Consider the following 25,477-nt stretch of genomic DNA (forward strand, 5'->3'; position numbering starts at 1 on the left):
GATTAGCATCCTCGTTTTTGAAAGGTAAAATATGGGAAATAGAATATTAGGTAAATATAGTTATCAAGAAGGTGGAAGTATTTATATCAGTATTAATGAAAATATGAAATATAAGACTGAAGTAAATACACAAATTCACGAAATGAACCACATGCATTTAGACAATGTAACAACTTTAGGAAATATACTAAAGATATTGGAGATTGAAAGATGCTGTACACCAACAATTGATGTTACACATAGTTCCTTAATAGAAAAATATCAGCAAATTATTAAAAGAAAGACCGCTGATATACAGGAAATCTATGCCAACGGAATAGAACTTCTTTTGCTTCAACATTTAGGTAATGATATTGTAAAAAAGGAAGCATATCAGTTAAAGACAGAAAAATATAAGCAATATTGTGATAAATTATTGTTTGTTGTTGAAAATAGCGAACTGGAGTATGCTGAAAAACATAGGATTATTAATCTATTATGTTTTTATGCGATGGCCGTAGAAGATGGTTTTGTAGAGCTTATTACAGGTGAAATTAATGAGTGTTGGAAGTTGGAAAATTATTTTAATACAAATATGGGGAACCCAAATAGCAGATTGGATTATGGGATTGAGTGCTTAAAACAGAATGATTTAGAGAAATTAGTATCTTGTATTACGAATCAAAACATAATAAAGGTTATAGAAGGTTTGTTTGATGACAAAATTTTACGATATTCAGAGAGCATAGCAGAAATATATAAAGTTCTAGATATAAAAATTAGAAATAATGATATAAGTGAAGAAGTAATAAATTATTGGATAGAAAATTACCAGAGAAAAATTGAGGAACGAATTAGAGTTTTTGATTTTAACTTTTTGAAAAGGTTAGAAATAACTAGTAATGTTGTTGAATTAACAAACAAAAATATATGTATATTAAATATATATAATAATGGAAACGGAGAGGAAAAATTAAGAGTATATACTCACAATAATAGGGAAGGGGAATATGAGTGCTATGAAGTAGATAAATCTGCGTTAGAGTTGCTTATAGATGATATTAATTGTGTTTGTATTCCAAGTACAGATTATTTATTTTTAGAGAGAAAACCCCAATATTTCAAATCAATAAACAAGTTATTTGTATTGTTTGAGGATTATCGAGAATGTGACAGCTGGATAAAAGATACAGTTGTTAAGGGTGAATTTTACATAGGTGACTTGTATGATAATAAAGTTAATAACTTTTTTACTATTCTTGTATTTGCGGATAGGTTACAAAGTGGAGTTATATATTTATTTCCGACAACAAAGAAACTTGCAAAATGCATTATTGAAAATAACGGATTATCCAATATAGTGGTATATACTAACGATAGAGCATTTTTTACCGTTGTTGCAGCTTTGGGAACTAAATTAGATATGTTAAAAGATATTCAATGGATTATGGCTTTTATAACTGGTAGCAAAGGGGACTTCAATCCAGAGATAGATTCAGCAGCAAAGTTAGGGTATGATTTTGCTGTTAATATAGCGAATTCATTATTTGACTTTTTCGAAAAAGATGATTATTATTCGAGGTATGTTCTACCAACAGACAGAACTAAAGCAAAGCCGTTTTATATCGCAATGATGTTCAAAAAGGGGCATAATACAGGAAAGATATGTTCGTGTGATGAAAGATATCTTATTTTATTTCCTAGTAAAACATTAGGGGAAGAATGGATAATTAAGTATTCTGTTGAAAGGAGTGGTGAAGAAGAGCCATTTATAGTTGGGGTAGATAAACTATTTTGGAAAGAATTGAGATGCAGATTAAAAAATATTGATAGAAAAATTATATTATGTTTGGAAATATTACCACAAAAAAATGAAGACATATATAAGGAATATTCTTTAGAACAACTAGATAATATTATAAAATAAAGTGTTATGGAAGGAATAATTTAAATGTCATTATTGATTAATAACAGAAAAAGATAGCATCTAGTAAAAATAATATGCTGTTGTGAAAGTGTGGAATTCTTTATATGAGTACTTATAAACGAACGTATATATTGAAAGTAAGAAATCATGACCTCATGCACTTAATAATTTTTCTAAATACATATAGCCAGTACAAACTGTAACAATTTATAGCATAAAATCGAACTAAAAATACTATAAATACCACAGTATGTCGTACTATCAGGTAAGGTTGCTACAATTATTGAATAATCAACGTTATCAATGAATGCCGCGAGCTTATTGATTGCAAAGCAATCAATAAGAGAGGTTGATGCGAAATAGTAGGCATTCCCGAAATTTTCGGGGATGCCTAAATATTTTGGATAATTAGATTAGTATCATTAAATTAAAGTCGGTAATTTATCCACTAACAGAGGGCAAGTTCCCAAGATTTTTTTTATTTTCATTCATTTTATTGCTCCTATAATTTATAATATTAATTGTATATATAGAAATAAAAAACATATACACGCAAATCGGGGATAGCAATGATTGACAAAACATTTTATGCTATAATAAATGATAATTAAAATAAAAAGAAAGAAGACATTATGATTACACATCCAATTGAACCAATATATAATCAAAAATCAAAAATTTTAATATTAGGTAGCTTTCCATCTGTTAAATCCAGAGAAGAAGGATTCTTTTACGGACATCCACAGAATAGATTTTGGAAAGTATTAGCTGCCATATTTAATGAAAATATACCACAAACAATTCAGGAGAAAAAAGAATTTTTGCTTAATAATAAAGTGGCAGTGTGGGATGTAATTCATTCATGTGAAATTACAGGGTCTTCTGATAGTAGCATTAAAAATGTTGAAGTGAATGATTTGACAAGAATATTAAATACAGCAGATATAAAACAGATATTTGCTAATGGAAAGAAAGCGTATTCACTTTATAACAAATATATGAAACAGATAGTGATGAAAGAAGCAATATGCCTTCCATCCACAAGCCCTGCAAATGCTGCATGGAATATAGACAGACTTGTTGAAGCATGGAAGATTATAAATGAGTGATTAAATAAGAAATATATATAGCAATAATTAGAATAGAAAGATAGCAAAATATAATTTATAAAATAATTAGAATTTGAACAAAACAATAATAAACATATAACTTGCAAAAGGGAGTAAATAATTTTATGAAAATATATTACTATAATGTAGAAAAATTATCTGATAAATCAGTATATTCAAAATATTATGAAATGATGGATGAAGATAGGAAAAATAAAATAGATAGAATAAATCAGGAAGATAAAAAAATGCAAAGTCTTGCAGCTGGAATTCTTATACAGCATATAAGAAAAACTGAAAAAGAAGACAGTAAGATATTAATTGACAAATATAACAAGCCTTCATTTGAAGATGGTAAAATTAAATTTAACATATCACATTCAAATAAGTATGCAGTAGCTGTTGTTTCTGATTATGAAATAGGGATAGATACTGAAGATGTTAAAAGAAAGAATAAGTTTACTATGAAAGAAAGAAGGATTGTTAATACCTGCTTTGCTCCTAAAGAACAAAAATACATTTATGATATAGGAACAGAACAGGGAAAACTTCAGAGATTTTTTAGGGTGTGGACTATAAAAGAAGCTTATGTAAAAATGGAAGGGACAGGAATGATAAGACCATTTTATACATTTGAAGTGGATTTCGAAGAGGAAAGGCCAAAAATTATTGCAGACAAAGAGACGATGATAACTGAAATGAAAATTGGAATAAGCAATTTAGTGTCAGTATGTCATAACATAAATGATAATGAATATACGATAGAGAAATTATAAAATAATAGAAAATATGAAAATAGAGAAAATAAATAGCAACTAGATGGGTAATTCTTTATTGGTTATAAGAGATATTAAACATAAATATATTATAGTAGGAAAATAATAAAGAATAGAAAATTAGAAAAAAGTTGAAGTAAAGATTGTTGTAATCCTAACTTCAACTTCTTTGATAAAATTATTTACACCAACGACCAGAGGCTCCACAAGGAAGAACCAGACCATTGCCGCTTACAGGAACTCCAATTTCATCTGAAATAACAGTTCCGCCGAATTTTGATTTAACTTCAGTTGATAACATATAAGTTAAAACTGAAGGTGCAAGACCTGTAGTATATGAATTAATTAAGTAAAATAATGGATCGTCAGACAAGACTTCCGTACATAATTTTACAAAATCATAAATGGAATCTTCTATTTTCCAAATTTCACCACCAGGACCACGGCCGTAAGAAGGTGGATCCATTATGATTGCATCGTATTTGTTGCCACGACGTATTTCTCTTTTTACAAATTTAGTGCAATCATCAACTAACCAACGAATAGGTGCGTCTTTTAATCCGGAAGAAACAGCATTTTCCTTTGCCCATGTTACCATGCCTTTAGAAGCATCAACGTGAGTGACAGAAGCACCCGCATTAGCAGCAGCTAAAGTTGCACCACCGGTATAAGCAAATAAATTTAATACTTTAATTGGTCGACCGGCATTTTTAATTTTTTCAGAACACCAATCCCAATTTGTTGCCTGTTCAGGAAATAAACCTGTATGTTTGAAACTAAATGGTTTAAGGTTGAATGTTAATTCTTTATAATTAATAGACCATTGTTCCGGTAAATCAAAGAAATCCCATTGACCACCGCCTTTTTTACTTCTATAATAATGCCCATTTAATTTATTCCAACGTTTATCTTTCTTTGGAGTATGCCAAATGACCTGAGGATCAGGTCTAACTAATATGTAATCACCCCAACGCTCTAGTTTTTCGCCGTCTGAAGTATCAATTACTTCATAATCTTTCCAATTGTTAGCAATCCACATAATTAATATAAAATCCTATCTTTAAAAATTTTAATCATTGTATTATAATGACCAATGGTTATATATTACAATTTGAGAAAATAAAAGTCAATAAAAGCAGAAAACTACCTATTATATATAGAAGAAAGAAATTAAAGAGTAAATTATGAGATTTAAATTTAAAAATGAATTTTGAAATGATAGTGTAGAAAAAGTATTGATAAATAGCCAAATTAAGTAAAATAAAATTTTTTGAAAAAATGGTTGCAATTTATATTTTCATGTTGTATACTAATTCATGCTGTGACATTGATAGCGTTGAAACGAGAGGTTGCTACAGTAATGTAGGTTTTCCGCGGAGCGAATGTCAAGTTAGGAAACTGGCGACAAGTCACTGTACTAAAAACGAGTCCACCATAGAAGTGGAAACACGTGGGTAAGTTGTGAATAATCACAAAACACACGGAAAGGTTGTACAGTCACCGCTTGTCGTGCTAATAGTACGAAAAGGAGGCGGCTTTTTTTATGGCACAAGTAATGAGAATCACATTAAAGGCTTATGATCACAAATTAATCGATCAGTCAGCTGCAAAAATTGTTGAAACTGCAAAGAGTTCAGGAGCAGAAGTTAGTGGCCCTGTACCACTTCCAACAAAGAAGGAAGTAATCACAATTCTTAGAGCTGTACATAAGTACAAAGACTCAAGAGAACAGTTTGAACAGAGAACTCATAAGAGACTCATTGATATTGTTACACCAACACAGAAAGCAGTAGATGCTTTGGCAAGATTAGAAATGCCAGCAGGTGTATATATCGACATTAAGATGAAGAATAAATAATTCATCGCAATTTACTTATTTTAATAGGTAAAAAACGAAATAGTGAATTATCCTTGAAGGTTTAAATAGATTGAACTGTTCTAGGATGATCGCGGTGGCGCGATCCGCTGTAGATTAACAGGAGGTAATTAATATGAAGAAAGCTATTTTAGCTACAAAGGTTGGAATGACTCAGATTTTCAACGAAGATGGAAGTTTAGTACCAGTAACCGTTCTTCAGGCTGGACCATGTGTAGTAACACAGGTTAAGACAGTAGAAAATGATGGATACAGTGCTGTACAGGTTGGATTCGGTGAAAAGAGAGAAAAGCTAGTCAACAAGCCAATGAAAGGTATGTTTGACAAAGCTGGAGTTCCTTACAAGAGATTTGTAAGAGAATTTAAGTTTGAAAATGCTGAAGAGTATTCAGTGAAAGACGAAATCAAGGCAGACATCTTTACTGCTGGAGACAAAGTTGACGCATCAGCAATTGCAAAGGGAAAAGGATTCCAGGGTGCAATTAAGAGACATGGTCAGTCAAGAGGACCTATGGCTCACGGTTCTAAGTATCATAGACATGCCGGATCAAACGGTGCATGTTCAAACCCAAGCAAGGTGTTTAAAGGAAAGAAAATGCCAGGTCATATGGGTGCTAAGAAGGTAACAACACAGAACCTTGAAATTGTTAGAGTTGATGCAGAAAACAACTTAATCCTAGTAAAGGGCGCTGTACCAGGACCTAAGAAAGCTTTAGTAACTATTAAAGAAACATGTAAGTCTGGTAAGTAGATTTTGGAAGGAGGAACACGCAGATGGCAAAAGTATCTGTTTTAAATATGGAAGGTAAACAGGTTGATGAAATCGAATTAAACGATGCCGTATTTGGTGTAGAAGTTAAAGAAAACTTAGTGCATCAGGCAGTATTGAGTCAGCTTGCTAATAACCGTCAAGGAACACAGAAAGCTAAAACTCGTTCAGAAGTTAGCGGTGGCGGAAGAAAGCCTTGGAGACAGAAGGGAACTGGTCATGCAAGACAAGGTTCTACAAGAGCTCCACAGTGGACAGGCGGCGGAGTTGTATTCGCACCAGTTCCAAGAGATTATTCATTCAAGATGAATAAGAAAGAAAAAAGAGCAGCTCTTAAGTCAGTATTGACAGACAGAGTTAATGAAAATAAGTTTATCGTAGTTGACGACATTAAGTTTGAAGCACCTAAGACAAAAGATTTTGTAAAGATGATGAACAACTTAAATGTAAGTAAAGCATTGGTTGTATTAAAAGACAATGATGTAAATACTGTAATGTCAGCTAAGAACATCCCTACAGTAAAAACTGCTTTAACTAACACAATTAATGTTTATGACATTCTTAAATATGATGTTGTAGTTATCGATAAGGCAGCTGTAGCAACAATCGAGGAGGTGTATGCATAATGGCAGATATCAAATATTATGACGTAATCCTCTCTCCAGTAATTACTGAGAAGAGCATGAACGCTATGGCAGATAAGAAATATACATTCTACGTACACACAGATGCAACTAAGACTCAGGTTAAAGAAGCAGTTGAAAAAATGTTCGAAGGAACAAAGGTTGCTAAAGTTAACACAATGAACTTAGAAGGAAAGAATCGTAGAAGAGGAATGACAATTGGAAAGACAGCTAAGAAGAAGAAAGCTATCGTTCAGTTGACAGAAGACAGTGCAGATATTGAAATCTTCGCTGGTTTATAAAGATAATAAGTAAACGCAAGAAAAGCGTGATGACAAATTGAATTCGAAAGGAGAATAAAAATGGGAATTAAGACATTTAACCCATATACCCCTTCAAGAAGAGCTATGACTACTCTTGATAATGCAGAAATTACTAAAGCAACTCCTGAAAAATCTTTAGTAGTATCTCTCAAGAAAAATGCTGGTCGTAACAATCAGGGTAAAATTACAGTAAGACATCATGGTGGTGGTTCAAGAAGAAAATACAGAATCATCGACTTCAAGAGAAATAAAGTTGATATTCCTGCTACAGTTATTAGCATCGAATATGATCCAAATAGAACTGCAAACATCGCATTAATCAGTTATGCAGATGGTGAAAAGGCTTACATCCTTGCTCCTAACGGACTTAAGGTTGGAGCTACAGTTATGAACGGTGAAAATGCAGAAGTTAAAGTTGGTAACTGTTTACCACTTTCAGCTATCCCTGTAGGTACAGAAGTTCATAACATTGAATTATATCCAGGTAAGGGCGGACAGTTAGTTCGTGCAGCTGGAAATGCAGCACAGTTAATGGCTAAAGAAGGAAAGTATGCAACACTTAGACTTCCTTCAGGAGAAATGAGAATGGTTCCAGTTATTTGCCGTGCAACAGTTGGTACAGTAGGTAACATTGAACATGGTCTTGTAAATATCGGTAAAGCCGGACGTAAACGTAATATGGGTATTAGACCTACAGTTCGTGGTTCTGTTATGAACCCTAATGACCATCCACACGGTGGTGGTGAAGGACGTGCGCCAATCGGACGTTCTGGCCCATGTACACCTTGGGGTAAACCAGCACTTGGTTTGAAGACTCGTAAGAAAAATAAGAAGTCTAACAAGTTAATCATTAGAAGACGTGACGGAAAGAACATGAAATAAGGAGGTAGGAACTAATGGCTAGATCATTAAAAAAAGGCCCATTCGCGGATGAGAGCTTATTAAAGAAAGTCGAAGCTATGAACGCTTCAGGTGACAAGTCTGTTATTAAAACTTGGTCACGCCGTTCAACAATTTTTCCACAGATGGTTGGACATACAATCGCTGTTCATGACGGTAGAAAGCATGTGCCAGTATATGTAACTGAAGATATGGTTGGACATAAACTTGGTGAATTTGTTGCTACTAGAACTTATAGAGGACACGGTAAAGACGAAAAGAAGGGTAGATAATACCTGTAGATTTTGAAAGGAGGTCTCATCTATGGCTAAAGGACATAGATCCCAGATAAAGAGAGAAAGAAATGCTAATAAAGATACTAGACCATCAGCTAAGTTGTCTTACGCTAGAGTGTCAGTACAGAAGGCATGTTTCGTATTAGATGCGATCAGAGGAAAAGACGTAGAGTCAGCAATCGGTATTTTAACATACAACCCAAGATACGCATCAAGCGTTATATTAAAATTATTACAGTCAGCAATTGCAAATGCTGAAAACAACAACAATATGGATGTTAGCAAACTTTATATTGCTGAGTGTTACGCAGGTAGCGCTCCAACAATGAAGAGAATTAAACCTAGAGCACAGGGTAGAGCTTATAGAATCTTAAAGAGAAATAGCCACATTACAATCGTGCTCGATGAAAGATAGGAGGCAAAGTATGGGACAGAAAGTTAATCCACATGGCTTAAGAGTCGGAGTTATTAAGGACTGGGACTCAAAGTGGTACGCTGAAGCTGATTTTGCAGACAATCTTGTTGAAGATTACAAAATCAGAGAATATCTTAAAAAGAAATTATACAGCGCAGGTGTTTCTAAGATTGAAATCGAAAGATCATCTGACAGAGTGAGAGTAAACATTTATACAGCTAAGCCTGGTATCGTAATCGGTAAGGGTGGCGCTGAAATTGAAAAAGTTAAAGCTGAAGTTCAGAAAATGACAAGCAAGAAGTTATTTATGGACGTTAAAGATATCAAGAGACCTGACAAGGACGCTCAGTTAGTAGCTGAAAACATTGCTACACAGTTAGAAAACCGTGTATCTTTCAGAAGAGCAATGAAGTCTACAATGTCAAGAACAATGAAGAGTGGAGCTTTAGGAATTAAGGCTGCATGTTCAGGACGTCTTGGTGGTGCTGATATGGCTCGTACAGAATTCTATAGTGAAGGAACAATTCCACTTCAGACATTACGTGCCGATATCGAATATGGTTTCGCTGAAGCTGATACAACTTACGGAAAAGTAGGTGTTAAGGTTTGGATTTACAACGGCGAAATACTTCCAACTAAAGAAGGGAGCGATAAATAATGTTAATGCCTAAGAGAGTTAAACATAGAAAACAGTTTCGTGGTTCTATGAGAGGTAAAGCAACAAGAGGAAATAAGATCACTTACGGTGAATTTGGTATTGTTGCAACAGAACCAGCTTGGATTAAGTCAAATCAGATTGAAGCAGCTCGTATTGCTATGACTCGTTACATCAAGCGTGGTGGTAAAGTTTGGATTAAAATTTTCCCAGATAAACCAGTAACTACAAAACCAGCTGAAACACGTATGGGTTCCGGTAAAGGAACACTTGAATATTGGGTAGCAGTTGTTAAACCAGGACGTGTAATGTTCGAAATCTCTGGTGTTCCTGAAGAAATAGCTAGAGAAGCATTACGTCTTGCTACACACAAGCTTCCAGTAAAATGTAAGATTGTTTCACGTGAAGATTTAGAAGGCGGTGATAACAGTGAAAATTAAGACATATGTAGAAGATTTAAAGACAAAATCAGCTGCAGAATTAAATGATGAATTAGTAGCTGCTAAAAAGGAATTATTTAATTTAAGATTCCAGAACGCAACAAACCAGTTAGACAACACAAGCAGAATCAAAGAAGTTAGAAAAAATATTGCTAGAATTCAGACAGTAATATTTGAAAAGACAAACGCTGCTGAATAGTTTTAGGTTAATCCAATCCACTACAGGTGGAAAGTTAAGAAAGGAGAAATTGTTGTGGAAAGAAATTTAAGAAAAACACGTACAGGTAAAGTTGTAAGTGATAAGATGGATAAGACAATCACAGTTGCTGTAGAAGATCATGTAAAGCATCCATTATACAACAAGATCGTTAAAAGAACTTATAAGTTAAAAGCTCATGACGAAGAAAACCAGTGCGGAATTGGTGATACAGTAAGAGTTATGGAAACAAGACCATTATCAAAAGATAAGAGATGGAGACTTGTAGAAATTATTGAAAAGGCAAGATAATTTGCCTGGATTATAGAAGGAGGAATACAGCATGATTCAACAGGAAAGTAGACTTAAAGTTGCTGATAACACAGGAGCTAAAGAATTACTTTGCATCAGAGTTATGGGCGGATCTACAAGAAGATACGCAAGTATCGGTGACGTAATCGTTGCTACTGTAAAAGATGCAACACCAGGCGGTGTTGTTAAAAAAGGTGATGTAGTAAAGGCCGTAGTAGTTCGTACTGTTAAAGGCGCTCGTCGTAAAGATGGTTCATACATCAGATTTGACGAAAATGCAGCTGTAATTATAAAAGATGATAAGACCCCAAGAGGAACTCGTATTTTTGGGCCGGTAGCCAGAGAATTAAGAGAGAAACAGTTCATGAAAATTGTTTCTTTGGCACCAGAAGTATTATAGGAGGTGTGCTTAGATGTCAGCTATGAAGATTAAAAAAGGCGACACTGTTAGAGTAATCGCTGGTAAAGATAAGTTTAAAGAAGGAAAAGTTTCTTCTGTAGACAAAAAGAACAATAAGGTTACTGTTGAAGGTGTCAACATGCGTACAAAGCACACAAAACCAAGTGCTCAGAACCAGAATGGTGGCATTGTAACACAGGAAGGACCAATTGATGCTTCAAATGTAATGTATGTTCATAAGGGACAGCCAACAAGAGTTGGATACAAATTTGAAGACGGAAAGAAAGTTCGTGTTGCAAAATCAACAGGCGAAGTTATTGATTAATTGAGAGAGGAGGTCCGGAAAGTTGAGTAGACTTAAGGAGACTTATAAGAATGAGATTATGGATGCCATGACAAAGAAGTTCGGTTATAAGAACGTAATGCAGGTACCTAAGCTTGATAAAATTGTAATTAACATGGGCGTTGGCGAAGCTAAAGAGAACGCTAAGATTTTAGATACAGCTGTTAAAGATCTTGAAATTATTTCAGGACAGAAGGCTGTTGTAACAAGAGCTAAAAACTCAGTAGCTAACTTCAAATTAAGAGAAGGACAGCCAATCGGATGTAAAGTTACTCTTAGAGGAGAAAAGATGTACGAATTCTTAGATAGATTAGTAAACCTTGCACTTCCTCGTGTACGTGACTTTAGAGGAGTTAACCCAAATGCATTCGACGGAAGAGGAAATTATGCTTTAGGAATTAAAGAACAGTTAATTTTCCCTGAAATTGAATACGATAAAGTAGACAAAGTTAGAGGTATGGACATAATTTTTGTTACTACAGCTAACACAGATGAAGAAGCTCGTGAATTATTGACATTATTTAATATGCCATTTGCAAAATAGTTTTAGGAGGTAAATCCATGGCTAGAACTGCTATGAAAGTTAAACAGCAACGTAAAGCTAAATTCTCTACACAAGAATACAGTCGTTGTAGAATTTGTGGTCGTCCACATGCTTATTTAAGAAAATACGGAATTTGCAGAGTTTGCTTCCGTGAATTAGCATACAAAGGACAGATACCAGGCGTTAAAAAAGCAAGCTGGTAAGAGATAAATTGATAGGAGGAAAGAAACATGACTATGAGTGATCCAATCGCAGATATGCTTACAAGAATCCGTAACGCAAACACTGCTAAACATGATACAGTTGATGTTCCTGCATCAAAGATGAAATTAGCTATCGCTGAAATTCTTTTAAATGAAGGATATATCAAGAAGTATGAAGTCATTGAAGACGGTAATTTTAAAACAATCAGAATCACATTAAAATATGGTAAAGATAAGAATGATAAAGTTATTTCAGGAATCAAGAAGATTTCTAAGCCGGGTCTTCGTGTTTACGCTAGTAAAGACGAACTTCCAAGAGTTCTTGGAGGACTTGGAATTGCAATCATTTCTACAAACAAAGGTGTGGTTACAGATAAAGTTGCAAGAAAAGAAAACGTTGGTGGAGAAGTTCTCGCTTTCGTTTGGTAGGAAGAAAATAACGTTAAGAGATGAGATAAGATTGAAGAGTTTCTCTTCTTTCTTAGTCCAACTCTTCATTATTAATAAGGAGGTAACGGCATGTCACGTATAGGAAGAATGCCTATCGCTATACCAGCAGGAGTAACTGTTGATATTGCAGAAAATAATAAGGTGACTATTACAGGACCTAAGGGAACTCTTGAAAGAGTATTACCTGCGGAAATGGAAATTAAAAAAGACGGTGAAGAAATCATCGTTAGCAGACCAAATGATTTAAAGAAAATGAAATCATTACACGGTCTTACAAGAACACTTATCAACAATATGGTTGTTGGTGTTACAGAAGGATACCAGAAAGTTCTTGAAATCAACGGTGTTGGTTACAGAGGACAGAAACAGGGAAATAAATTAATTCTTTCATTAGGTTATTCACATCCAGTAGAAATGGAAGATCCAGAAGGAATCACAGTTGAAATGGATGGACAGAATAAGATAATAATTAAAGGTATTGATAAAGAAAAAGTAGGCCAGTACGCTGCTGAAATCAGAACAAAGAGAGCACCTGAACCTTACAAAGGAAAAGGTATCAAATATGAAGATGAAGTTATCAGACGTAAAGTTGGTAAGACTGGTAAGAAATAATTAAAGGAGTGTAAGAAATGATTAGTAAGAAATCAAGAAGCGAAATTCGTGTTAAAAAGCATAACAGACTGCGTAATCATTTAAGTGGAACAACAGAATGTCCACGTTTAGCAGTTTTCAGAAGTAATAATCATATGTATGCTCAAATTATTGACGATACAGTTGGAAAGACTCTTGTAGCTGCTTCAACACTTGAAGCTAAGAAAGAGTTAGAAAAAACTAATAACGTTGATGCTGCAGCATATGTAGGTAAGCTTATTGCTGAAAGAGCAATTGAAAAAGGTATTAAAGAAGTTGTTTACGATAGAGGCGGCTTTATATATCAGGGTAAAGTTAAAGCATTAGCTGATGCAGCTAGAGAAGCTGGATTAGAATTTTAGTTGAGGAGGATAACACACATGAGACGTGAAATAATTGATGCAAGTCAGTTAGAATTAGAAGAAAAAGTAGTGTCTATCAAACGTGTTACTAAGGTTGTTAAAGGTGGACGTAATGCCAGATTCTCAGCTTTAGTAGTAGTTGGAGACAAAAATGGACACGTTGGTGCAGGCGTTGGAAAAGCAGCTGAAATTCCTGAAGCTATTCGTAAAGGTAAAGAGGATGCTATGAAGAGTCTCGTAAGCGTACCAATGGATGAAAATAAGAGTGTAACATTTGATACAATCGGTAAATTCGGAAGTGCTTCTGTATTACTTAAGAAGGCTCCAGAAGGTACTGGTGTAATCGCTGGTGGTCCTGCTCGTAGTGTAGTTGAACTTGCAGGTATTACAAACATCCGTACAAAATCTTTAGGATCTAACAATAAGCAGAACGTAGTTCTTGCTACAATTGAAGGTTTAGCTTCATTAAAGACTCCAGAAGAAGTAGCTGCACTTCGCGGTAAATCTGTTGAAGAGATTTTAGGCTAGTAGGAGGTAATTAGAAATGGCAGATAAATTAAAAATTACTTTGGTAAAATCAACAATTGGAGCAGTTCCAAAGAATAGAAAAACTGTTGAAGCTTTAGGTCTTACAAAGATTAACAAGACAGTTGAAATGCCTGACAACGCTGCAGTCAGAGGTATGATTCAGAAAGTTAGACATTTAGTAAAAGTTGAAGAAATATAATCAATAGATAGGAGGTGCGACAATGGATTTATCAAATTTAAAGCCAGCAGATGGTTCAAAGCATAGTGATAATTTCAGAAGAGGCCGTGGACATGGTTCAGGAAATGGCAAGACAGCAGGTAAGGGTCACAAAGGACAGAAAGCTCGTTCAGGAAGCCCAAGACCTGGTTTCGAAGGTGGTCAGATGCCATTATATAGAAGAATTCCTAAGAGAGGTTTTACATGTATTAATTCAAAGAAAATAGTAGGTATTAATGTAAGTGCATTAGAAAGATTTGATAATGACACTACAGTTACTGTAGAAACTCTTTTAGAAAGCGGAGTTATTAAGAATCCACGTGATGGCGTTAAGATTCTTGGTAATGGCGAATTAACAAAGAAGCTTACAGTAAAAGTTAATGCTTTTAGTGAAGGAGCAAAAGCTAAGATTGAAAGCCTTGGCGGAACATGTGAGGTGATCTAATGTTAGAAACACTTCGTAATGCTTTAAAAGTTAAAGAAATAAGAAAAAGATTATTGTACACATTTATGATGTTAGTAGTAGTAAGATTAGGTAGTCAGATACCACTTCCATTTGTAAATGGTGATACAGTTAAATCAATAACATCACAGTTTAGCGAAGGGGCTTTCAGCTTCTTCGCTGCTATTACAGGTGGTTCAATGGAAAATATGTCTATTTTCGCATTGAGTATTACACCTTACATTACAGCTTCCATCATCATCCAGTTATTAACAATTGCAATTCCTAAGTTAGAGGAAATGCAGAAAGATGGTGAAGAAGGAAGAAAGAAACTTGCAGAAATTACAAGATATGTAACAGTAGCATTAGCACTTATCGAAAGTACAGCCATGACAATTGGATTTGCAAATCAGGGATTGTTTAATACAGATACAATCACAATCTCAAATATGAGTACATTCCGTCATGTTGGTGTAATCGTTATGGGCGTTGTTGCTATGACAGCCGGTTCAGCAGCACTTATGTGGATTGGTGAACAAATTACAGAAAGTGGTGTTGGTAATGGTATTTCTATCGTGTTAGTAATTAACATTGTATCAAGAATGCCAAGTGATATTGCCGGATTATTTACAAATTATGTAACAGGAGCAAGTTCAATTGGTGGAAAGATTTTAGCGATTATTATTATAATTGCTGTAGTAGTTGGAATTATTGCTTATGTAGTATGGCTTCAGGATGGTGTTCGTCACATCGGCGTTCAGATGTCTCAGAAAGTACAGGGAAGACGTCAGGTTGGTGGACAACAGTCAACAATTCCTTTGAAAGTTAATACTGCAGGTGTTATCCCAATTATCTTTGCATCATCAATTTTGCAATTCCCAGTTGTAATTGCACAATTTTTTGGAAAAACACCTGAATGGACAAACTATTTAAGTCAGTCACATTGGTGTAATCCTGCACATATGAAATATTCAATCGGATTTGTTGCTTACATAGTAATGATTATATTCTTTGCATATTTCTATACTTCAATAACATTTAACCCTAGAGAGGTTGCTAAGAACCTTAACGACAGAGGTGGATTTATTACAGGTATCAGAAGTGGTAAGCCAACAGTAGAATATTTGACAAATATATTAAACTACATTATTTTAATTGGAGCAATCGGACTTATTATTGCAGCTTGTATTCCAATTGTAGCTTCAGGAGTTGCTGGAGCAAATGTTTCTTTTGGTGGTACATCAATAATCATCATTGTAGGTGTTATTCTTGAAACAATAACAACAGTTAAATCAATGATGACAGAACGTAAGTATCAGAATGTAAAAGGAATCTTTTAGTAGCATAGGGGGCAGTCACCAGACTAGTCCCCTTGATTGCTAGAATAGAAAAATTAAGAAGTTGTGAGGATTGTAAACTATGAAAATAATTATGTTAGGCGCGCCTGGTGCAGGAAAAGGAACACAGGCAAAGATGATCGCTGAGAAATATAATATACCACATATTTCTACAGGGGATATTTTTAGAGCAAATATTAAAAATGGAACTGAATTAGGGAAAAAAGCTAAGGAATATATTGATCAGGGACAGTTAGTACCGGATGAATTAACATTAGACTTAGTTATGGATAGATTTAAAAAAGATGACTGTAAAAACGGTTATGTATTAGATGGTTTCCCAAGAACTATTCCGCAGGCACAGGCTTTAGATGAAGCGTTAAAAGCAATTGGCGAGAAAGTTGATTATGCAATTGATGTTGATGTGCCGGATGAAAATATCGTAAGAAGAATGGGTGGAAGAAGAGCTTGCGTATCTTGTGGAGCAACATACCACGTTGTATACAACCCAACTAAGGTTGAAGGCAAGTGTGACAGATGTGGAAACGATTTAATAATAAGAGATGATGATAAACCGGAAACAGTTTTGAAAAGATTAGATGTTTATCATAAACAAACACAGCCTTTAATTGATTATTATAATGAACAAGGCGTATTAAGAAGTGTTGATGGTACAATTGACATGAATGATGTGTTTGCTGCGATAAATGATATTTTAGGAGCATAACAATGGCGGTAACAATTAAATCAGAGAGAGAAATTGAACTCATGAGACAGGCAGGCAAGTATATTGCAATGGCTCACGCAGAGTTAGAAAAAGAAGTAAAGCCTGGAATGAGTACTTATCAAATTGATAAAATTGGTGAAGAAATAATTAGAAGTTATGGTTGTATTCCTACATGCTTAGGCTATGAAGGATATCCTGCTTCATTGTGTATTTCTGTTAATGATGAAGTAGTACATGGAATTCCAAGAAAAGACCGTTTTGTAGAAAATGGTGATATTGTCAGCTTAGATTTTTGTTTAAGCTATAAAGGATATCAGTCTGATTGCGCCAGAACATTGGCAATTGGAGAAATAAGTGATGATGCAAAACAGTTAATCGAAGTTACAAAACAATGTTTTTTTGAAGGAATTAAATATGCTAAAGAAGGTTGCCATTTATATCAGATATCAGCAGCTATAAATGATTATGCTGATAAATTCGGATATGGTGTAGTAAGAGACTTAGTAGGACATGGTATTGGTAGAGAAATGCATGAAGACCCACAAATTCCAAACTTCAGACAAAGAAGAAGAGGAATGAAGTTACAGGCTGGAATGACATTGTGCATAGAACCTATGATAAATATGGGAAGAGCAGATGTAGCATTTATGGATGATGATTGGACAGTAGTAACAGATGATGGAAGTTTAGCAGCTCATTATGAAAATACAGTTCTTATTACAAAAGGAGAACCGGAAATACTTACTTTGATTTAACCGAAAAAAAGGAGGATATATAAATGTCTAAAGCAGATGTAATTGAAATAGAAGGAAAGGTAATTGAAAAATTACCAAACACAATGTTTCGTGTTGAATTGGAAAATGGACATGTAGTATTAGCTCATATAAGTGGAAAACTTCGCATGAACTACATTAAAATTTTACCAGGAGACAAAGTAACAATTGAGATGTCACCATATGATTTATCTAAAGGAAGAATTATCTGGAGAGATAAATAATATGGTTGATAAATAAATTTAAAAGTTTTTGTTGCTATATTTTGACAAGTGTGTTAATATATATAACGGACTTTTTTTGAAAGGAGGATTTTTCAATGAAGGTAAGATCATCAGTTAAACCAATTTGCGAAAAATGCAAAGTCATTAAAAGAAAGGGAAGCGTTAGAGTTATCTGCGAAAATCCTAAGCATAAACAGCGTCAGGGTTAATTTCTGACATATTGAGTGAATATTTGGTTGTATTCACTTGTTTGTGCACTTTAAGAAGTTGTGTAATATCACAACGAATTAATTTGCGGCTGCAGTAGCAATATGCTACTATTAGATATTAGTAGTAAGAGAATTTTCAAGTACGTTTTCTTACTATATTAATCAGCGAATAGCTGAGAAACAGAATGTGGATGCTTAAAAATTGCTGATTAAGCATCAAGAAACAATTTAACGTTAGGTTACATGGGTGCGCACAACATTTCAGACGTGCAAAGCACGGGCTGCGTAATTTGTGGAACTTATCAATTTAACTAATGGAGGTTATACACATGGCTCGTATTTCAGGTGTTGATTTACCAAGAGAAAAGAGAGTTGAAATTGGCTTGACTTATATTTATGGAATTGGACTTCCAAGCTCACAGAGAATTTTAGCTGAAGCTAATGTAGATCCTAACACACGTTGTAAAGATTTAACAGACGATGAAGTTAAGAAGATTAGCGAAGTTATCGATGCAAGCCAGACTGTTGAAGGTGATTTAAGAAGAGAAATCGCTTTAAACATTAAGAGATTACAAGAAATTGGATGTTACAGAGGAATTCGTCATAGAAGAGGACTTCCTGTTCGCGGTCAGAAGACAAAGACTAATGCAAGAACAAGAAAAGGTCCAAAGAGAACTGTAGCAAATAAGAAGAAATAGTACCCATAAGGGAGGTTAGTTTAAAATGGCTAAAAAAGTTACAAAGAAAGTGACAAAAAAGCGTGTTAAGAAAAACGTTGAACACGGACAGGCACATATCCAGGCATCATTTAACAATACAATTGTTACATTAACAGATGCTGAAGGAAATGCCTTATCATGGGCAAGTGCTGGTGGTCTAGGATTTAGAGGTTCAAAGAAATCTACTCCTTATGCAGCTCAGATGGCAGCTGAAACTGCAACAAAAGCAGCTTTAGTACATGGCTTAAAGACAGTAGATGTTATGGTTAAAGGTCCAGGTTCAGGTAGAGAAGCAGCAATTCGTGCTTTAGCAACTTGTGGACTTGAAGTTACAAGTATCAAGGATGTTACTCCTGTTCCACATAATGGATGTCGCCCACCAAAGCGTAGAAGAGTCTAATTTAGGAGGGAATAGAAATGGCAGTAAATAGAGTTCCTGTTCTTAAAAGATGTAGATCTCTCGGTTTAGATCCGATTTATTTAGGAATAGACAAGAAATCAAATAGAAACTTAAACAGATCTAGTAGAAAAATGAGTGAATATGGACTTCAGTTAAGAGAAAAACAGAAAGCTAAATTCATTTATGGTGTTTTAGAAAAACCTTTCAGAAATTACTTCAAGAAGGCTTCAAAGATGCCAGGTCAGACAGGTGAAAACCTTATGATTTTATTAGAACGTAGACTTGATAATGTTGTATTCCGTATGGGATATGCTAGAACAAGAAAAGAAGCAAGACAGATTGTTGATCATAAGCACGTATTAGTAAATGGAAAGCAGGTTAACATTCCTTCTTACTTAATTAAAGCAGGCGATGTTATCGAAATTAAAGAAGGTTGCAAGTCATCACAGAGATACAAAGATATCGTAGAAGTGACTGGCGGAAGAACAGTTCCATCATGGCTTGAAGCAGACCAGGAAAATCTTAAGGGTGAAATTAAAGAACTTCCAAAGAGAGAAGAGATTGATGTTCCCGTAGATGAAATGCTTATTGTCGAATTATATTCTAAATAAGCTTAAGCAATTCCCAATAAAGGAGGGGCTAATTAGTGTTCGATTTTGAAAGACCAAATATAATAACAGAGAAATCAGAAGATGGTAGATATGGTAAGTTTGTTGTAGAACCTCTTGAAAGAGGTTACGGAACAACACTTGGCAATGCATTAAGAAGAATTATGCTTTCTACATTACCAGGTGCAGCTGTAAGCCAGATTAAAATTGACGGAGTTCTTCATGAATTCAGTTCAATACCAGGTGTAAAAGAAGATGTTACTGAAATAATTTTAAATATCAAACAGCTTGCTATTAAAAACAATAGTGCTACTAATGAACCAAAGGTTGCACATATTGAAGCAAGTGGAGATTGTGTTGTAACAGCAGCTGATATTCAAGTAGATTCTGATATTGAGATTTTAAACCCAGAGTTGGTTATTGCAACACTTAACGGTGGCGCAGACAGCAAGCTTAGTATGGAATTAATTATCACAAAAGGCAGAGGATACATTAGTGCTGACAAGAATAAGAATGATAGTTTACCAATCGGTGTAATTGCTGTAGATTCAATCTACACACCAGTTGAAAGAGTAAATATGTCAGTACAGAATACTCGTGTAGGCCAGGTAACTGATTTTGATAAACTTACATTGGATGTTTATACAAACGGCACTTTGGAAACAGACGAAGCTGTTAGTTTAGCAGCTAAGGTTCTCAGCGAACACTTAAAACTGTTTATTGATTTGTCAGAAAATGCAAGAAATGCAGAAGTAATCGTAGATGCTGTAGATGATGAAATCGATAAAGTGTTAGAAATGAACATTGATGAGTTGGAATTATCAGTTCGTTCATACAATTGTTTGAAGAGAGCAGGTATCAATACAGTTGAGGAATTAACAAACAAGACTCCTGAAGATATGATGAAGGTTAGAAACTTAGGCCGTAAATCATTAGATGAAGTGCTTGCGAAGTTGAAAGAACTCGGCCTTGAATTGAGACCAAGCGATGAAAACTAATATTTATTAGTTTAAATATTATGGAGGTAAGAAAATGGCAGGTTATAGAAAACTTGGAAGAACTTCAAGTCAAAGAAAAGCTTTAATTAGAGGTCAGGTTACAAGTCTTTTAAATAACGGCAAGATTGTTACTACTGAAGCAAGAGCTAAAGAAATTCGTAAAGTTGCTGAAGGTCTTATTGCATTAGCAGTTAAAGAAAAAGATAACTTTGACGAAGTAACAGTTGTAGCTAAAGTAGCTCGTAAAGATAAAGATGGCAAGAATGTTAAAGAAGTCGTAGACGGCAAGAAAGTAACAGTATATGATGAAGAACAGAAGACAATCAAGAAAGATCAGCCTTCACGTCTTCATGCTAGACGTCAGATGAACAAAGTTCTTTACGATGTAACAGAAAATGCTACAGGTAAGAAGAAAGACAGAAAGAAAGTTGACTTAACTAACAAGTTATTTGATGAAATTGCTCCAAAGTATGCAGATCGTAATGGCGGATATACAAGAATTGTAAAAATCGGTCAGAGAAAAGGTGATGCTGCAATGGAAGTATTACTTGAATTAGTATAATAAATAAAGTTTAACTTATATATAAAACGGACAAATGTTGTTGATAAGGCAATGTTTGTCCGTTTTGTTATATCGGCTTTTTGTCAAGCATGGGGTTAATCCAAATTGTAAGAAAAGATAAATAAGTAATTATATTTTGCTACGCCAAATAAAACCAATAACAAAATTTTGACTATTATAAGGTGAAATATAAAACTATATAGAAAAAATTATTGCTATAATTTCAATTATGTGCAAAAATAAAGCGTGAATAAAACTTGAAATTCAAAACAATTTGAGGATATGACATGGGAATAATTAATATAAAACATTTGGTTCATAAATTTAAAGACAATGATGAAAATGCAGAAATAATAACAGCCATTGATGGCGTAGATCTTGATGTAGAAGAAGGACAGTTTATTGCAATATTAGGTCATAATGGTTCAGGCAAATCGTCTTTGGCAAAACATATTAATGCGTTGCTTGCTCCGACTGAAGGAACAGTTTTAATATCCGGGATGAATACTAAAGATGAAAAGAAAATTTGGGATATAAGACAACAGGCAGGAATGGTATTTCAGAATCCTGATAATCAGATTGTATCGGCTGTTGTTGAAGAAGATGTAGCATTTGGACCGGAAAATCTGGGTGTTCCAACCGAAAAAATATGGGAACAGGTAAATTATGCGCTAAAAGCAGTTGATATGACTGCGTATAGACTTCATTCTCCAATGAAATTATCAGGCGGACAGAAGCAAAGAGTAGCAATAGCAGGAATAATAGCAATGGAACCTAAATGCATTATATTAGACGAACCTACAGCAATGCTTGATCCAATTGGAAGGGAAGAAGTTATTTCAACATTAGAAGAACTGAACAAGGCTAAAAATATAACAATTATCTTAATTACACATCATATGAGTGAAACTATACATGCAGATAAAATATTTGTAATGAATAAGGGAAAAATAGAATTACAGGGAACACCAAGAGAAGTTTTCTGTGAAGTTGAAAAAATGAAGGAATTAGGACTTGAAGTTCCGCAGGTTACAGAATTAGGCTTTGAATTACAAAAGGAAGGCTTAAACATAAAAAATGGGACATTAGAGATAGATGAGTTAGTAGATGAGATAGTTAGGGTATACAATAATAACTAGGAGGCCAAAATGGGAATACGACTTGAAAATGTATGCTACACATATGGCAGTGATACTACAAGTGAAATAAAAGCGTTAAATAACGTTAATTTGGAAATAAATAAAGGTGAATTTGTTGCAATTATAGGACACACAGGCTCTGGAAAATCAACATTAATACAGCATTTTAACGGATTGGAAAGACCAAAGAGCGGAAATGTATTTTATAATAATGAAAATATATATGAAAATAATTATGATTTGCGAAAACTTAGATGCAAAGTCGGGCTTGTTTTTCAATATCCGGAGCATCAGTTATTTGAAGAAACAGTGCTTAAAGATGTCTGTTTCGGTCCAATGAATATGGGAATGAGCAGGGAAGAAGCAGAAAAAAAGGCTAAATTAATGCTTGAACAGGTTGGAATAAACGAAAAATGCTATAACAAATCTCCTTTCGAACTGTCAGGCGGACAAAAAAGAAGAGTAGCAATAGCAGGAGTTCTGGCTATGAATCCAGAAATAATAGTCTTAGATGAACCAACTGCGGGATTAGATCCAAAAGGAAGGGATAAAATTTTAAATAGAATTAAAGAATTACATGATAATACAGGCATAGGAGTTGTTTTGGTGTCTCATAGCATGGAAGATGTAGCAAATTATGCACAGCGCCTTATCGTAATAAATAATGGTAAGATAAAATATGATGGAATGCCAAAGGATGTATTTAAGCATTATAAAGAATTAGAAAAGATGGGACTTAAAGCACCCCAGATTACGTATATTATGCATAAGTTAAAAGAAAAAGGGTTAGATGTAGATGAGAATGTTATAACAATTGAAGAAGCACGTGAAAATATTATGCAATGTCTAAATAGAAAAGACATTTAGAACAATAGTAATAATATATAGAAAGGTATGCAAAGTCGTAATTTAATAGATACTAAAAAGACTTTGAATTAGATAGATAAATGGCAGAAATAACATTAGGACAATATTATCCTGAAAATTCAATAATTCATAAATTAGATCCTAGGGTAAAACTATTTGGCACTTTAATATTTATAATAGCTATTTTTTCAACAAATAACATTATAGGATTACTTGCAATTGTAATGTTTTTGGCAATTATAATAAAAATATCTAAAGTACCATTTGCAAAAATAATAAAAGGGATAAAAGGAATATTATTTTTACTTGTATTTACGATAGTGTTAAATATTTTATTTACCCCAGGAACACCAATCATAACATTTTGGATAATTAAAATAACTAAAGAAGGATTAATAACAGGTGGATTTTTAACATTTAGATTAACATTTTTAGTGTTGAGTACATCTGTTTTGACATTAACCACTACACCTAACGATTTATCAGACGGATTGGAAAAATCATTTGCATTTTTAAATAAAATACACTTTCCGGTACATGAAATGGCAATGATGATGTCTTTAGCCTTAAGGTTCATTCCGACTTTAGTTGAGGAAACAGAGAAAATAAAAAAAGCTCAAATGGCAAGAGGAGCAGACTTTGAAACAGGCGGACTTATGCAGCGTGTTAAAAGTTTAATACCATTGTTAGTACCACTATTTGTTTCTTCTATAAGAAGAGCGCTGGATTTAGCAATGGCTATGGAATCGAGATGTTATCATGGTGGCAATAGAACAAAATTAAAACCACTTGTTTATAAGAAAAAGGATAAAATATCATATTTAGTATTAGTTGTCTTTTTGTGTGTGATATTAGGAGCAGGATTTGTTACGAATAATTTAGTGATGTTTAAGTTTCTGAGCATAAAAGCAAGCTAAAATATGATAAATATATTAGTAAAAATAAAATTGTATTAATAAACAATAGAAAAATAAAATAAGTTATTAATAATTTGCAAATATAATCTTGTGATATATACAATTAATCGTTTATTAGGAGAATTATAAATAAATGAAGAGAGTAAAATTAATTATAGCGTATGATGGCACAAATTATTGTGGATGGCAAATACAAATAAATGGAATAACTGTAGAGGAAGTGCTTAATAAAGCTATAAGTGAATTGACAGGAGTAGAAACAGCTGTTATTGGAGCGAGTAGAACTGATTCGGGGGTCCATGCTATGGGAAATGTAGCTGTTTTTGATACGGAATCAAAAATTCCGGGTGAGAAATTTTCATTTGCATTAAATCAAAGACTGCCTAATGATATTAGAATACAAAAATCAGAGGAAGTTCCGCTGGAATGGCATCCGAGATTTTGTAATAGTACAAAAACATATGAATATAAGATTTTAAATAGAAAATTTGATATGCCAACGCAGAGACTATATACCCACTTTGTATATATGCCCTTAAATGTTGAAAAAATGAAAGAAGCAGCAAAATATATAGTAGGGGAACATGACTTCGCAAGTTTTTGCTCATCGGGAAGTCAGGTTGAAAGTACAGTTAGAACCGTATATAGATTAGAGGTAGATAAAAATGACGATGTCATATCAATAATAATATCTGGTAATGGGTTCTTATATAATATGGTGAGGATAATTGTAGGTACTTTAATAAAAGTAGGATTGGGAGTTTATCCACCAGAATATGTAAAAGAAATAATAGAGGCAAAAGATAGAAATGCAGCGGGACCTAAAGCACCGGCATGTGGCTTAATGCTGGTTAAGATAGACTATGAGGATTGAATGAAAAAAATAACTATAAACTAAAGTCTAAGAAGAAATAGAAAATAATGATGATTCCACCATATAGAAGATTATTTCATATAGTGGAATTTTCTTTGTTAATTGCACAAAATATTAAAGTTAGACAAATAAAGAGGGTAGAATTTAAATTTGCAAGATAACATACAAATGAAGAATGAAGAAAAATAAATAAAATTGAAAAAAAGTGTTGACAATTGTATATAAAAGTTGTATTCTATTCAAGCTGACTGTTGAGACAGCAGTTCAGACAGAAAAATTTAATTGATTCTAAGTTTTGAATAACGAAGAAAAATATAAAAAAGTTGTTGACAAAGCAGAACAATCGTGATAATATGAACGAGTTGCTGCTGAAACAGCAACAAGCAAAACAAGAACATTGATAATTGAACAGCAACCATCCCTGAAAAT

At 33.8% G+C, this 25,477-nt stretch carries 39 protein-coding genes; 38 read left to right on the forward strand and 1 reads right to left on the reverse strand.

Annotated features, from left to right (window positions below; all coding sequences use genetic code 11):
- Window positions 1–31 precede the first annotated feature (31 nt).
- The 3 genes from DWW96_RS03090 to DWW96_RS03100 all read left to right on the forward strand — a co-directional run bounded on the left by DWW96_RS03090 (window position 32) and on the right by DWW96_RS03100 (window position 3,791).
- Window positions 32–1,906, forward strand: coding sequence for a hypothetical protein (locus tag DWW96_RS03090; protein ID WP_117908976.1), 1,875 nt, complete (start codon window positions 32–34; stop codon window positions 1,904–1,906).
- Between the two features lie 632 nt (window positions 1,907–2,538).
- On the forward strand, window positions 2,539–3,015 hold the full coding sequence (locus tag DWW96_RS03095; protein ID WP_117908978.1) for a DNA-deoxyinosine glycosylase: 477 nt from the start codon (window positions 2,539–2,541) through the stop codon (window positions 3,013–3,015).
- Between the two features lie 125 nt (window positions 3,016–3,140).
- On the forward strand, window positions 3,141–3,791 hold the full coding sequence (locus DWW96_RS03100; protein ID WP_022088588.1) for a 4'-phosphopantetheinyl transferase superfamily protein: 651 nt from the start codon (window positions 3,141–3,143) through the stop codon (window positions 3,789–3,791).
- Window positions 3,792–3,969: 178 nt separating this feature from the next.
- Here DWW96_RS03100 and DWW96_RS03105 read toward each other — a convergent pair whose 3' ends face one another.
- The gene (locus DWW96_RS03105; RefSeq protein ID WP_022088587.1) at window positions 3,970–4,830 is read right to left on the reverse strand and encodes a class I SAM-dependent methyltransferase; all 861 of its coding nucleotides are present in this window, start codon (window positions 4,828–4,830) and stop codon (window positions 3,970–3,972) included.
- 504 nt (window positions 4,831–5,334) lie between these two features.
- On the opposite strand from DWW96_RS03105, the gene rpsJ reads away from it, so the two are divergent.
- The 35 genes from rpsJ (at window position 5,335) to truA (ending at window position 25,048) form a co-directional block, all read left to right on the forward strand.
- On the forward strand, window positions 5,335–5,649 hold the full coding sequence (gene rpsJ / locus DWW96_RS03110) for a 30S ribosomal protein S10 (RefSeq protein WP_022088586.1): 315 nt from the start codon (window positions 5,335–5,337) through the stop codon (window positions 5,647–5,649).
- A gap of 133 nt (window positions 5,650–5,782) precedes the next feature.
- Complete coding sequence (gene rplC / locus DWW96_RS03115) at window positions 5,783–6,418, forward strand: 50S ribosomal protein L3 (protein WP_117908980.1); 636 nt, start codon at window positions 5,783–5,785, stop codon at window positions 6,416–6,418.
- A 23-nt stretch (window positions 6,419–6,441) separates the two neighbouring features.
- Window positions 6,442–7,062, forward strand: coding sequence for a 50S ribosomal protein L4 (gene rplD / locus DWW96_RS03120; RefSeq protein ID WP_117908982.1), 621 nt, complete (start codon window positions 6,442–6,444; stop codon window positions 7,060–7,062).
- Window positions 7,062–7,361 (forward strand): 50S ribosomal protein L23, encoded by a 300-nt coding sequence (gene rplW / locus DWW96_RS03125; RefSeq protein ID WP_022088583.1) that lies wholly within the window; start codon window positions 7,062–7,064, stop codon window positions 7,359–7,361. The genes rplD and rplW overlap by 1 nt, the downstream gene beginning before the upstream one ends.
- A 60-nt stretch (window positions 7,362–7,421) precedes the next feature.
- Window positions 7,422–8,264, forward strand: coding sequence for a 50S ribosomal protein L2 (gene rplB / locus DWW96_RS03130; RefSeq protein WP_022088582.1), 843 nt, complete (start codon window positions 7,422–7,424; stop codon window positions 8,262–8,264).
- Between the two features lie 14 nt (window positions 8,265–8,278).
- The gene (gene rpsS, locus DWW96_RS03135; protein WP_022088581.1) at window positions 8,279–8,554 is read left to right on the forward strand and encodes a 30S ribosomal protein S19; all 276 of its coding nucleotides are present in this window, start codon (window positions 8,279–8,281) and stop codon (window positions 8,552–8,554) included.
- Between the two features lie 31 nt (window positions 8,555–8,585).
- Window positions 8,586–8,972, forward strand: a complete 387-nt coding sequence (rplV, locus tag DWW96_RS03140) for a 50S ribosomal protein L22 (protein WP_022088580.1) — start codon at window positions 8,586–8,588, stop codon at window positions 8,970–8,972.
- A gap of 10 nt (window positions 8,973–8,982) precedes the next feature.
- On the forward strand, window positions 8,983–9,630 hold the full coding sequence (gene rpsC, locus DWW96_RS03145; RefSeq protein ID WP_022088579.1) for a 30S ribosomal protein S3: 648 nt from the start codon (window positions 8,983–8,985) through the stop codon (window positions 9,628–9,630).
- Window positions 9,630–10,067 carry a 50S ribosomal protein L16 gene (rplP, locus tag DWW96_RS03150; protein WP_022088578.1) on the forward strand — a complete coding sequence of 146 codons (438 nt, stop codon included), beginning with the start codon at window positions 9,630–9,632 and terminating at the stop codon, window positions 10,065–10,067. The genes rpsC and rplP overlap by 1 nt, the downstream gene beginning before the upstream one ends.
- The gene (gene rpmC / locus DWW96_RS03155) at window positions 10,057–10,266 is read left to right on the forward strand and encodes a 50S ribosomal protein L29 (RefSeq protein ID WP_022088577.1); all 210 of its coding nucleotides are present in this window, start codon (window positions 10,057–10,059) and stop codon (window positions 10,264–10,266) included. Before rplP ends, rpmC begins: the two co-directional genes overlap by 11 nt.
- A gap of 54 nt (window positions 10,267–10,320) precedes the next feature.
- Entirely contained in the window at window positions 10,321–10,575 is a 255-nt protein-coding gene (gene rpsQ / locus DWW96_RS03160) for a 30S ribosomal protein S17 (protein ID WP_022088576.1), read from the forward strand.
- 31 nt (window positions 10,576–10,606) lie between these two features.
- A complete protein-coding gene (gene rplN, locus DWW96_RS03165; protein ID WP_022088575.1) occupies window positions 10,607–10,975 on the forward strand; it encodes a 50S ribosomal protein L14 in 369 nt (122 codons plus the stop codon).
- Window positions 10,976–10,988: 13 nt separating this feature from the next.
- Window positions 10,989–11,300, forward strand: a complete 312-nt coding sequence (rplX, locus tag DWW96_RS03170; RefSeq protein ID WP_022088574.1) for a 50S ribosomal protein L24 — start codon at window positions 10,989–10,991, stop codon at window positions 11,298–11,300.
- Between the two features lie 22 nt (window positions 11,301–11,322).
- The gene (gene rplE / locus DWW96_RS03175) at window positions 11,323–11,862 is read left to right on the forward strand and encodes a 50S ribosomal protein L5 (RefSeq protein ID WP_022088573.1); all 540 of its coding nucleotides are present in this window, start codon (window positions 11,323–11,325) and stop codon (window positions 11,860–11,862) included.
- 17 nt (window positions 11,863–11,879) lie between these two features.
- Window positions 11,880–12,065, forward strand: coding sequence for a type Z 30S ribosomal protein S14 (locus DWW96_RS03180; protein ID WP_022088572.1), 186 nt, complete (start codon window positions 11,880–11,882; stop codon window positions 12,063–12,065).
- 27 nt (window positions 12,066–12,092) lie between these two features.
- Window positions 12,093–12,494, forward strand: coding sequence for a 30S ribosomal protein S8 (gene rpsH, locus DWW96_RS03185; RefSeq protein ID WP_022088571.1), 402 nt, complete (start codon window positions 12,093–12,095; stop codon window positions 12,492–12,494).
- Between the two features lie 90 nt (window positions 12,495–12,584).
- Window positions 12,585–13,127 (forward strand): 50S ribosomal protein L6, encoded by a 543-nt coding sequence (gene rplF, locus DWW96_RS03190; RefSeq protein WP_022088570.1) that lies wholly within the window; start codon window positions 12,585–12,587, stop codon window positions 13,125–13,127.
- A 17-nt stretch (window positions 13,128–13,144) separates the two neighbouring features.
- Window positions 13,145–13,507 (forward strand): 50S ribosomal protein L18, encoded by a 363-nt coding sequence (gene rplR, locus DWW96_RS03195; RefSeq protein ID WP_022088569.1) that lies wholly within the window; start codon window positions 13,145–13,147, stop codon window positions 13,505–13,507.
- Between the two features lie 18 nt (window positions 13,508–13,525).
- Complete coding sequence (rpsE, locus tag DWW96_RS03200; protein WP_022088568.1) at window positions 13,526–14,035, forward strand: 30S ribosomal protein S5; 510 nt, start codon at window positions 13,526–13,528, stop codon at window positions 14,033–14,035.
- A gap of 16 nt (window positions 14,036–14,051) precedes the next feature.
- Window positions 14,052–14,234, forward strand: a complete 183-nt coding sequence (rpmD, locus tag DWW96_RS03205) for a 50S ribosomal protein L30 (protein ID WP_022088567.1) — start codon at window positions 14,052–14,054, stop codon at window positions 14,232–14,234.
- Between the two features lie 22 nt (window positions 14,235–14,256).
- Entirely contained in the window at window positions 14,257–14,697 is a 441-nt protein-coding gene (rplO, locus tag DWW96_RS03210; RefSeq protein ID WP_022088566.1) for a 50S ribosomal protein L15, read from the forward strand.
- Window positions 14,697–16,034 carry a preprotein translocase subunit SecY gene (gene secY, locus DWW96_RS03215; protein WP_022088565.1) on the forward strand — a complete coding sequence of 446 codons (1,338 nt, stop codon included), beginning with the start codon at window positions 14,697–14,699 and terminating at the stop codon, window positions 16,032–16,034. Before rplO ends, secY begins: the two co-directional genes overlap by 1 nt.
- A gap of 79 nt (window positions 16,035–16,113) precedes the next feature.
- Entirely contained in the window at window positions 16,114–16,758 is a 645-nt protein-coding gene (locus tag DWW96_RS03220; protein WP_022088564.1) for an adenylate kinase, read from the forward strand.
- 2 nt (window positions 16,759–16,760) lie between these two features.
- Window positions 16,761–17,513, forward strand: coding sequence for a type I methionyl aminopeptidase (map, locus tag DWW96_RS03225; RefSeq protein ID WP_022088563.1), 753 nt, complete (start codon window positions 16,761–16,763; stop codon window positions 17,511–17,513).
- A gap of 23 nt (window positions 17,514–17,536) precedes the next feature.
- On the forward strand, window positions 17,537–17,755 hold the full coding sequence (gene infA / locus DWW96_RS03230) for a translation initiation factor IF-1 (protein WP_022088562.1): 219 nt from the start codon (window positions 17,537–17,539) through the stop codon (window positions 17,753–17,755).
- 95 nt (window positions 17,756–17,850) lie between these two features.
- Window positions 17,851–17,964 (forward strand): 50S ribosomal protein L36, encoded by a 114-nt coding sequence (rpmJ, locus tag DWW96_RS03235; protein WP_022088561.1) that lies wholly within the window; start codon window positions 17,851–17,853, stop codon window positions 17,962–17,964.
- A gap of 329 nt (window positions 17,965–18,293) precedes the next feature.
- Window positions 18,294–18,662, forward strand: a complete 369-nt coding sequence (gene rpsM / locus DWW96_RS03240) for a 30S ribosomal protein S13 (RefSeq protein WP_022088560.1) — start codon at window positions 18,294–18,296, stop codon at window positions 18,660–18,662.
- A gap of 25 nt (window positions 18,663–18,687) precedes the next feature.
- Complete coding sequence (rpsK, locus tag DWW96_RS03245; protein WP_005362186.1) at window positions 18,688–19,083, forward strand: 30S ribosomal protein S11; 396 nt, start codon at window positions 18,688–18,690, stop codon at window positions 19,081–19,083.
- A 17-nt stretch (window positions 19,084–19,100) separates the two neighbouring features.
- Window positions 19,101–19,694, forward strand: a complete 594-nt coding sequence (gene rpsD, locus DWW96_RS03250) for a 30S ribosomal protein S4 (RefSeq protein WP_022088558.1) — start codon at window positions 19,101–19,103, stop codon at window positions 19,692–19,694.
- A 35-nt stretch (window positions 19,695–19,729) separates the two neighbouring features.
- Window positions 19,730–20,689, forward strand: coding sequence for a DNA-directed RNA polymerase subunit alpha (locus DWW96_RS03255; RefSeq protein ID WP_022088557.1), 960 nt, complete (start codon window positions 19,730–19,732; stop codon window positions 20,687–20,689).
- 34 nt (window positions 20,690–20,723) lie between these two features.
- Window positions 20,724–21,251 (forward strand): L17 family ribosomal protein, encoded by a 528-nt coding sequence (locus DWW96_RS03260; protein WP_022088556.1) that lies wholly within the window; start codon window positions 20,724–20,726, stop codon window positions 21,249–21,251.
- Between the two features lie 287 nt (window positions 21,252–21,538).
- Window positions 21,539–22,390, forward strand: coding sequence for an energy-coupling factor transporter ATPase (locus DWW96_RS03265; protein WP_117908984.1), 852 nt, complete (start codon window positions 21,539–21,541; stop codon window positions 22,388–22,390).
- Window positions 22,391–22,399: 9 nt separating this feature from the next.
- Window positions 22,400–23,257, forward strand: coding sequence for an energy-coupling factor transporter ATPase (locus DWW96_RS03270; protein ID WP_117908986.1), 858 nt, complete (start codon window positions 22,400–22,402; stop codon window positions 23,255–23,257).
- An 80-nt stretch (window positions 23,258–23,337) separates the two neighbouring features.
- Window positions 23,338–24,174, forward strand: a complete 837-nt coding sequence (locus tag DWW96_RS03275) for an energy-coupling factor transporter transmembrane component T (RefSeq protein WP_117908988.1) — start codon at window positions 23,338–23,340, stop codon at window positions 24,172–24,174.
- Window positions 24,175–24,307: 133 nt separating this feature from the next.
- Window positions 24,308–25,048 (forward strand): tRNA pseudouridine(38-40) synthase TruA, encoded by a 741-nt coding sequence (gene truA, locus DWW96_RS03280; protein ID WP_022088552.1) that lies wholly within the window; start codon window positions 24,308–24,310, stop codon window positions 25,046–25,048.
- The last annotated feature ends 429 nt before the right edge of the window (window positions 25,049–25,477 follow it).

The organism is Eubacterium sp. AF17-7 (assembly GCF_003461285.1).
Taxonomy (GTDB): domain Bacteria; phylum Bacillota; class Clostridia; order Lachnospirales; family Lachnospiraceae; genus Eubacterium_U; species Eubacterium_U album.

Excerpts from the sequence above, each read along its gene's own strand:
- DWW96_RS03090 (WP_117908976.1), top strand. The coding sequence starts at position 32 with ATGGGAAATAGAATATTAGGTAAATATAGTTATCAAGAAGGTGGAAGT.
- DWW96_RS03095 (WP_117908978.1), top strand. The coding sequence starts at position 2,539 with ATGATTACACATCCAATTGAACCAATATATAATCAAAAATCAAAAATT.
- DWW96_RS03100 (WP_022088588.1), top strand. The coding sequence starts at position 3,141 with ATGAAAATATATTACTATAATGTAGAAAAATTATCTGATAAATCAGTA.
- DWW96_RS03105 (WP_022088587.1), bottom strand. The coding sequence starts at position 4,830 with ATGTGGATTGCTAACAATTGGAAAGATTATGAAGTAATTGATACTTCA.
- rpsJ (WP_022088586.1), top strand. The coding sequence starts at position 5,335 with ATGGCACAAGTAATGAGAATCACATTAAAGGCTTATGATCACAAATTA.
- rplC (WP_117908980.1), top strand. The coding sequence starts at position 5,783 with ATGAAGAAAGCTATTTTAGCTACAAAGGTTGGAATGACTCAGATTTTC.
- rplD (WP_117908982.1), top strand. The coding sequence starts at position 6,442 with ATGGCAAAAGTATCTGTTTTAAATATGGAAGGTAAACAGGTTGATGAA.
- rplW (WP_022088583.1), top strand. The coding sequence starts at position 7,062 with ATGGCAGATATCAAATATTATGACGTAATCCTCTCTCCAGTAATTACT.
- rplB (WP_022088582.1), top strand. The coding sequence starts at position 7,422 with ATGGGAATTAAGACATTTAACCCATATACCCCTTCAAGAAGAGCTATG.
- rpsS (WP_022088581.1), top strand. The coding sequence starts at position 8,279 with ATGGCTAGATCATTAAAAAAAGGCCCATTCGCGGATGAGAGCTTATTA.
- rplV (WP_022088580.1), top strand. The coding sequence starts at position 8,586 with ATGGCTAAAGGACATAGATCCCAGATAAAGAGAGAAAGAAATGCTAAT.
- rpsC (WP_022088579.1), top strand. The coding sequence starts at position 8,983 with ATGGGACAGAAAGTTAATCCACATGGCTTAAGAGTCGGAGTTATTAAG.
- rplP (WP_022088578.1), top strand. The coding sequence starts at position 9,630 with ATGTTAATGCCTAAGAGAGTTAAACATAGAAAACAGTTTCGTGGTTCT.
- rplN (WP_022088575.1), top strand. The coding sequence starts at position 10,607 with ATGATTCAACAGGAAAGTAGACTTAAAGTTGCTGATAACACAGGAGCT.
- rplX (WP_022088574.1), top strand. The coding sequence starts at position 10,989 with ATGTCAGCTATGAAGATTAAAAAAGGCGACACTGTTAGAGTAATCGCT.
- DWW96_RS03180 (WP_022088572.1), top strand. The coding sequence starts at position 11,880 with ATGGCTAGAACTGCTATGAAAGTTAAACAGCAACGTAAAGCTAAATTC.
- rpsH (WP_022088571.1), top strand. The coding sequence starts at position 12,093 with ATGACTATGAGTGATCCAATCGCAGATATGCTTACAAGAATCCGTAAC.
- rplF (WP_022088570.1), top strand. The coding sequence starts at position 12,585 with ATGTCACGTATAGGAAGAATGCCTATCGCTATACCAGCAGGAGTAACT.
- rplR (WP_022088569.1), top strand. The coding sequence starts at position 13,145 with ATGATTAGTAAGAAATCAAGAAGCGAAATTCGTGTTAAAAAGCATAAC.
- rpsE (WP_022088568.1), top strand. The coding sequence starts at position 13,526 with ATGAGACGTGAAATAATTGATGCAAGTCAGTTAGAATTAGAAGAAAAA.
- rpmD (WP_022088567.1), top strand. The coding sequence starts at position 14,052 with ATGGCAGATAAATTAAAAATTACTTTGGTAAAATCAACAATTGGAGCA.
- rplO (WP_022088566.1), top strand. The coding sequence starts at position 14,257 with ATGGATTTATCAAATTTAAAGCCAGCAGATGGTTCAAAGCATAGTGAT.
- secY (WP_022088565.1), top strand. The coding sequence starts at position 14,697 with ATGTTAGAAACACTTCGTAATGCTTTAAAAGTTAAAGAAATAAGAAAA.
- DWW96_RS03220 (WP_022088564.1), top strand. The coding sequence starts at position 16,114 with ATGAAAATAATTATGTTAGGCGCGCCTGGTGCAGGAAAAGGAACACAG.
- map (WP_022088563.1), top strand. The coding sequence starts at position 16,761 with ATGGCGGTAACAATTAAATCAGAGAGAGAAATTGAACTCATGAGACAG.
- infA (WP_022088562.1), top strand. The coding sequence starts at position 17,537 with ATGTCTAAAGCAGATGTAATTGAAATAGAAGGAAAGGTAATTGAAAAA.
- rpmJ (WP_022088561.1), top strand. The coding sequence starts at position 17,851 with ATGAAGGTAAGATCATCAGTTAAACCAATTTGCGAAAAATGCAAAGTC.
- rpsM (WP_022088560.1), top strand. The coding sequence starts at position 18,294 with ATGGCTCGTATTTCAGGTGTTGATTTACCAAGAGAAAAGAGAGTTGAA.
- rpsK (WP_005362186.1), top strand. The coding sequence starts at position 18,688 with ATGGCTAAAAAAGTTACAAAGAAAGTGACAAAAAAGCGTGTTAAGAAA.
- rpsD (WP_022088558.1), top strand. The coding sequence starts at position 19,101 with ATGGCAGTAAATAGAGTTCCTGTTCTTAAAAGATGTAGATCTCTCGGT.
- DWW96_RS03260 (WP_022088556.1), top strand. The coding sequence starts at position 20,724 with ATGGCAGGTTATAGAAAACTTGGAAGAACTTCAAGTCAAAGAAAAGCT.
- DWW96_RS03265 (WP_117908984.1), top strand. The coding sequence starts at position 21,539 with ATGGGAATAATTAATATAAAACATTTGGTTCATAAATTTAAAGACAAT.
- DWW96_RS03270 (WP_117908986.1), top strand. The coding sequence starts at position 22,400 with ATGGGAATACGACTTGAAAATGTATGCTACACATATGGCAGTGATACT.
- DWW96_RS03275 (WP_117908988.1), top strand. The coding sequence starts at position 23,338 with ATGGCAGAAATAACATTAGGACAATATTATCCTGAAAATTCAATAATT.
- truA (WP_022088552.1), top strand. The coding sequence starts at position 24,308 with ATGAAGAGAGTAAAATTAATTATAGCGTATGATGGCACAAATTATTGT.